We start from the raw sequence: 7,136 nt of genomic DNA on the forward strand, positions 1-7,136 counted from the left end.
CTTTAAGGTCAGCAGACTTAAATGCCATTACTGCAAATTTGAACGTTTTAACATCACTGAATATTAAAAAAGGTATATAAATGAAACCATCCATTGTTAGAAAATTAGAAACACTTCAAGAGCGTTATGAAGAATTACAAGCATTAATGAGTGATGCACAGGTTATCAGTAATCAAGATAGGTTTAGAGCTTACACAAAAGAATATGCACAGTTAGGAGACGTGATTACGTGCTTTACAAAATGGCAACAAGCTCAAGAAGATCTCGTGACAGCTCAAAGTTTGTTGGATGATCCTGAAATGGTTGAAATGGCTAATGAAGAGATTGATGCAGCAAAATCTCTTATTGAGAACTTAGAAAGTGAGTTACAAATTTTGTTATTACCTAAAGATCCTGATGATGAGCGTAATTGTTATGTTGAAGTAAGAGCTGGAACTGGAGGAGATGAAGCTGCAATTTTTGCAGGTGATCTATTTAGAATGTATAGCCGTTATGCTGAATCAAAACGTTGGCGCGTTGAAATTTTAAGTGCAAATGAAGGGGAGCACGGCGGTTACAAAGAGGTTATCAGTAAGATATCTGGAGATGGTGTATATGGTTTATTAAAATTTGAATCCGGTGGGCATAGAGTGCAACGTGTACCAGAAACGGAATCTCAGGGACGTGTACACACGTCTGCCTGTACTGTTGCTGTGATGCCTGAAATCCCAGAAGCTGAACTGCCAGAAATCAATCCGGTTGATCTTAAAATTGATACATTTAGATCATCTGGCGCAGGTGGGCAGCATGTTAATACAACTGACTCAGCAATACGAATTACCCATTTACCAACAGGTATTGTAGTAGAGTGTCAAGATGAGCGTTCACAGCATAAAAATAAAGCAAAAGCATTGTCGGTATTAGCCTCTAGAATTAAGGCCGCTGAAGATGAAAAACGTCATAATGAGGAAGCGTCAACACGTAGAAATTTATTAGGTTCAGGTGATCGTTCTGATAGAAATAGAACGTATAATTTTCCGCAAGGTCGAGTCACAGATCACCGTATTAACTTAACGTTGTACCGTCTAGATGAGGTGATGGAAGGTAAACTCGATATGTTAATTGAACCGATAGTTCAAGAGCATCAAGCGGATTTATTATCTGCATTATCTGGGCAAGACGAGTAATGACCACAATAAGGGATTGGATTGACACTGCGATAAGTGAACTTTCTATAGCTAAATCTGAAGGCAGATTAGATGAGCACTGCTACCCGAGACGTGAAGCAGAAATTTTATTGAGCAATGTGCTAGGTAAAAATTCAGCCTATTTGCGCGCATTTGATGAGGTTTTAGTGCGCGAAGAACAACTAGAAATAGTCAATCAATTTTTATCAAGAAGAGTGTTAGGTGAACCGATAGCTTATATTATTGGGGAAAAAGAATTTTGGTCTATTCCTTTTAAAGTAAGTAGTGCAACGCTGATTCCTAGACCAGATACAGAGATACTGGTTGAAACTGCGCTAAATAAGTTAGAGGATGGCAAGTTTAATATACTTGATTTAGGGACTGGAACAGGTGCGATTGCCATTGCTTTAGCGGTTGAAAAAAAACAGTGGAATATTACAGGTGTAGATGTCAATCCTGATGCTGTTGCACTTGCGAATGAAAATAAAAATAGATTAAAAGACTTAATTCATCATCCAGAAAGAGTGTCTTTTATTACGAGTAATTGGTTTTCAGCTTTTGATCCTCTAGCTCAAAATAGTGCTGAGCTTGATAACAAAAATTATGTGATTAATAATCTAAAATTTGACATGATTGTTTCTAATCCACCTTATATTGACGAGAATGACGTTCATTTACAGCAAGGCGATGTTCGACATGAACCTTCTCTTGCATTAATTGCAAGAGACAACGGTTTTGCAGATATAAACCATATCATTGAACAGAGCACTTTTTTTCTACACCAAGGTGGATGGCTTATTATTGAACATGGATGGCAGCAAGCGACAGAAGTACAAAATATAATGAACCAATATGGTTTTACAAAGATTGAAAGTGTCAGAGACTTAAATGGACAAATGAGAGTAACATTAGGGTCCTATTGTCTTTAGTGTTTAAGTGATCGATACTAAATTGGAGAATAAAGTGTTTAAATTTACAGAAGAATTCTTAAATGAATCTACTTTGATTGATTCGTTTATACAAATTGAACAAACATACCGAAATACTAATTTTAATAAAGCGAGCTTAAAACGAACACTTAATGCGATTACATCAAAAGCACTGTCGAGTATTGACACTTACACACAAGATGAATTGGCAATTATTTCTAATCTTAACGAGTTTTTTTATGTTGATTTAGGATTTAAAGGTCCACAAACAGAACAAGAGAATTTTAATGAATTATATTATATTGACAAAGTATTAAAAAATAGGCGAGGGTGTGATTTAATCTTGGCTGTGATTTATTGTCATATTGCTACAGAGCTTAATCTTAAGGCTTATCCAATATTTTATATTGGCCAAGTCATTATTAGGATAGATATGAATCATTCTGAGAAAATCTTTCTTAATGCCGAAACAGGGGAGGTTATACCTCTTCGGAATTTAAAGCTCTATGCGAATCATACAGGTTCTAATATCAGATTTACAACTGCAATGCTTGATCCTCAGCCAAATTGCCATACGGCATTATTGTTAGCTGCTATGAGAAAGTCATGTTATATAGAAATTGATAGGCTTGATGATGCTCTAAATATGAGTAACCTGATTTTAACTGTCTACCCAGAAGAGGCATTTGAAAGAAGAGAACGCGGAATGATTTTAGCTAAACTTGGCTGTCCACATATTGCTGTGCAAGAATTACAATATTTTGTAGAATCTTGTCCAAATGATCCACTTGCTGAAATCACAAAAGCGCAAATAAGTGTCATTATGCCAGAGCCAATTGCTATACATTAATATTACATCAAGTTGTTATTTCAAATGATTTTATGAGCGGCATAACCGCCCATAAAATTATTTAAAATCGATAAGATGCCTTAACCATAACATTTCTTTTTGTGCCAGGAACGCCTAAAGGTGAATAGTATGACTTGTCAGTTAAATTATCAAAACCCAGTGCAATAGTTATGTTAGGGATAATGATGCTGTTTTCATAATTTAGATAAAGATTATGTAGACCATACCCACTTTGTGGGACGGTACCTTTATTAATTCTAGTCGTTCTGCCTACAAATTTACCTTGCCAACTTAAATTAAGGTTAGTTTCTCCAAGTGGGATGGTGATATAACTGCTTATACTGTCAGGCATGATGTCATCAATCCATTTTCCGGTATTATCATCTTTACCTTTAACACGGCTATAGTTAAGTTTTGAGTCAAAATACGCTGTTTGATATTGCAGCTGTGCATCATATCCTGAAATAGATGCACTATCGATATTGATAGAATTAGTTGAGCCCACTCCCCAGGGCATATTAGGTGGGAAGGGAAATGGTGGTGTGGTGAAATTCATATCTACTGTTCTTGAAATATAGTCTCGAGCTTTGGTATCAAAATATGATAATTTTAACGTAAAATTGTCATTTTGAATTAATTTGTCATCAAAGCGTAGACCAAATCCCAGCTCAACTGTTTGATTATGTTCTGGGCGTAAATTGGGATTCGGTATAAAATAATTTGTATAATTTGGTCCAAATGAGAAATGAACGCTGTCTAAGTAAAGTTCACCAAGTGATGGTGCTCTAAATGCCTCAGCGTATGAAGTGAAAAGTGATAGCCAATGTGTAGGGCTGTAGGTAATACCTGCTCTTGAAGACCAATTGTTTGCTTTAACAGCCTTATGAATAGGGCTTTTGGCTTCATAATTATCGTACCGCGTTCCTAATAATAAGGTAATAGGGACTTGGTGCAAGGTCAATTCATCTTGAAACCAGACTCCAGTAAAATTAATGGTGGCATCAGGGAATAAAGGCGATGCAGCCGCATTTGGGATTTGTTTTTCTTGATAATATTCTGTGCCATATATTAAATCCTGGGTTAATCTCTGAGGCCAAAGTAGTTGGCTGCGATTAGTTAATTTAATACCATCAGTGGTTTGTTTTCTTTTTTCTTTTGCCGAACTCATTGCTGTATTTTTTCGTGTTTCGTTGATTTCTATCATTCGGTGATGCAGCATTGTTTCTAAATTTATTAATTTTTGATTTGACGGTATGTAACCATAATTGACCTGAACATCGTGTTGATTGGTGGTCCTATCTACTAATGTTGCTTTAAGAATATCTGCTGTTGATTCGGTTCCTGGTCTTTGGGCATTTTGCTGAGGATTTCTAGGTTGTAGGGCTTGATTATTATAAAACCTTAATTGCCCACCTATTTTATGTTCATCCGTAATATTATATTTTCCTTTTGCAAGTATATTTATGATCTCTTCATTATTAGGTGAATTTAATGTGGACTGCTTTATATCGCCAACATCTCTATATACAAGAGATAAAATCCCATCGTAAGTGTCTGAACGACCATAAATAGACATACCAGAACCAAAACTGTTATTACCAGATTGTGTTTCTAAAAAATGATGAAATCCCAAATTCGCATCAGGACGCAATAAATCATTTGCATCGACAGTTTGATATGCTACGACCCCTCCTAATGCTCCACTACCATAAAGTAAGGCATTTGGACCCCGAACGATTTCAACTGATTTTATTAAGCTACTATCAACAAATAATCCATCTGTATGTCCTGTATTAATACCCTGAGCTATTCCATCTACAAGTACCAATACACCATTTGAGCCGTAACCTCTCATAGAAATAGATTGTCCATTAGCTCTAGACGTTCCAGATACCTCTATGCCAGCAAGCATTTTCACTAAATCTGTAATGTTAGAAGCGAAATGATGCTGTAGATCTGAGGCATCTATAATGGTTGTTTGCATTGGTAGTGTAAAGGTATCTCTGGCATTACCCGTTGAATGAATTGAAATGGTTTCATGTGAATCTGCGATACTGATGGATGTTGTAATAACATAACATAGAGTTAATTTTAGGCATGTTTTCAAATTATACCAACGTAAAGGGTGACATAACTGTAATCGTTTTTCTTTTAATGCTAAATTTTTTGAGTTCTTTTTTGTTATAGTATTAAATTTATATGTTTGTATTGACACATGATTTTTGTAAGGTAATGGCATATTAATATCCTTTTAATAAATGAAAACTTACTATCAGTCTTTACCAGATAAAATATCTCTAGTAATGCAAATGATAATCGTTATCATTAAGTTGATAAATAGGATAAAATACGTAATGTTAAGAAAAATATATCACTAATTTCAGAACTAGTTGCAAAATTATTTTTAGTTTAAGTTATTTTAAAAAGGAATCTGCTTTAAGCGAAGAAAGCGATATTTTCACGATTAACTGTAGACGGCTGAGTTTAAACGGGTGATTTTGGCTTTTTAACCCGTTTTTATGATGTTTTTTTGTTCAGTTTGCCTAACTGATTTTTTCGCTTATTCTGTTGTTTAATAGCGCACTAGGATTGTGCGCTAGAGATTAAGTAGGACTAAGATTCGCTACTTTCCATGGCCTGTTTGTACCGGTAGGATTTGGCCTCTATTTTGACGATGTAGCACTTCTCGATTAACCTATCGATTAAAGGGATGACCGTAGTGTTATTGTCAAACAAGCTATACCATTCGCTTAAGAGCAAGTTTGTTGTAATCACGGTGCTTTTCTGTTTATGCCTACTCTCGATGATTTCATATAAAATATCGGCATGACGATTGCTAAATTTCTTATACCCAAGCTCATCAATGATGAGTAAATCATATTTTGCCAAGCGGTTTAGCTTAAGTCTGAGCTTGCCGTTATTCGTAATCATCTCTATTTCATTGAGTAATTTAGCTGCGGTAGTAAAGTAAACTGTCATGCCTGCACTGAGTGCTAGGTCGCCTAGGTTACTTGCCAGCATGGTTTTGCCGATACCCGTTGGTCCCATAAAAATGGCATTTTCATGGGCACGAATAAAGTCTAAACTTAGCAGACCTTTGATGCGTTCTGTATTGCAGTCTGTTGGCCATGCCCAATCGAACTCAGAGAGGGGTTTACTGCATTTCAGTTTCGATGCTTTGAGTCTTCTCGCATAGCTTTTGTGTTGTTTTTCTTCTAATTCATACTGGCATAAGGTATTTAACCAATGAGCTTCTTCTGGATGAGATTTAAAATGCTCCGACTTTCTGAGCAGTCCCTGCCAACCGAGTTTCGTTAGTTTCTCCTCTATGTTATTCCACTGTTCAGTGGTGACAGGAGTAAACCCCATCTTCACTTCTGCTGTTAATTCATTTTTATCATTGGCTTTATTGATTTTATTATCTTTATTATCTTTAGTGCCCTTGGTGTTGTGGGGCTCGTTGGTATCTTTGGTATTCATTGTGATTTCCTTGTGTTGTTATAGATTGTCGTAGGAGGTAATATCAAGTGAAGGGTATGCATATGTTTGAGGGCTCGCTTGCTCCGTGGATTTAAGTTTTTCTGCTGCACTATTTGGGATAATCGTCGGTTCTTGAGCATCCTCTAGTTGTTCCTCTATTATTTTTTTGACCGTAATGTGATGATAGGATTGGACTTTCAAGGCTTCAGCGATACCATATTCAACTTGTTCTTTGGTGTAGCATTTCAATAAACGATTGAGCCCTTTGACAATACCCGGTAACGATTGACCTGCTTCACTTGCCAGGGTTAAAAATACTTGAGCAGATTGAATGCCAGCGCAGACTTCTGAGGTTAAGCTGTGTTCAAGTGCTTGATGTTTATATTGGCGGATTGCCTCTAGATGTGTCGTATCTTGAATGAGCCTCTATGTATTAGAATGGTTGTCACTTTTTAAATAACAGACTATTCTAATACATAGGGCTACGATAGTTGGACAAAATATAGATAGTATCAAAATTCACAATATTCAATTGACAGGACGTACCATTAAGAATGGTGATAACTGGTTTAAATATGATAACCAAGGCAGATTGATAGAAAAGCGCGTCGTAGAAAACGGATTTCGACCCCGCACCTATTTTTACCACTGGAATGCACTTAACCAACTGGTGCGATATATTACCTCACAAGGAGATGAATGGCATTATCA

6 protein-coding genes are annotated in these 7,136 nt (G+C 36.2%); 3 read left to right on the plus strand and 3 right to left on the minus strand.

Translation table 11 applies throughout. From position 1 onward, the window contains the following. Positions 1-80: 80 nt before the first annotated feature. Genes prfA through BMW37_RS12620 form a run of 3 tightly spaced genes read left to right on the plus strand, consistent with a single transcriptional unit; the run spans position 81 to position 2,945 of the window. Positions 81-1,166 (plus strand): peptide chain release factor 1, encoded by a 1,086-nt coding sequence (gene prfA, locus BMW37_RS12610; protein ID WP_093321757.1) that lies wholly within the window; start codon positions 81-83, stop codon positions 1,164-1,166. Further along, positions 1,166-2,095, plus strand: coding sequence for a peptide chain release factor N(5)-glutamine methyltransferase (prmC, locus tag BMW37_RS12615; RefSeq protein WP_093321760.1), 930 nt, complete (start codon positions 1,166-1,168; stop codon positions 2,093-2,095). The genes prfA and prmC overlap by 1 nt, the downstream gene beginning before the upstream one ends. Positions 2,096-2,129: 34 nt before the next feature. Then, a complete protein-coding gene (locus BMW37_RS12620) occupies positions 2,130-2,945 on the plus strand; it encodes a transglutaminase family protein (protein ID WP_177168670.1) in 816 nt (271 codons plus the stop codon). 61 nt (positions 2,946-3,006) lie between these two features. Here BMW37_RS12620 and BMW37_RS12625 read toward each other — a convergent pair whose 3' ends face one another. From BMW37_RS12625 to BMW37_RS12635, 3 genes are all read right to left on the minus strand, one after another. Further along, complete coding sequence (locus BMW37_RS12625; RefSeq protein ID WP_093321765.1) at positions 3,007-5,184, minus strand: TonB-dependent hemoglobin/transferrin/lactoferrin family receptor; 2,178 nt, start codon at positions 5,182-5,184, stop codon at positions 3,007-3,009. 374 nt (positions 5,185-5,558) lie between these two features. Next, positions 5,559-6,425, minus strand: coding sequence for an IS21-like element helper ATPase IstB (gene istB / locus BMW37_RS12630; protein WP_093321768.1), 867 nt, complete (start codon positions 6,423-6,425; stop codon positions 5,559-5,561). Between the two features lie 18 nt (positions 6,426-6,443). After that, a complete protein-coding gene (locus BMW37_RS12635; RefSeq protein ID WP_093321771.1) occupies positions 6,444-6,674 on the minus strand; it encodes a hypothetical protein in 231 nt (76 codons plus the stop codon). Between the last annotated feature and the right edge of the window lie 462 nt (positions 6,675-7,136).

The sequence above is a fragment of the Thorsellia anophelis DSM 18579 genome, assembly GCF_900111395.1.
GTDB lineage: Bacteria > Pseudomonadota > Gammaproteobacteria > Enterobacterales > Thorselliaceae > Thorsellia > Thorsellia anophelis.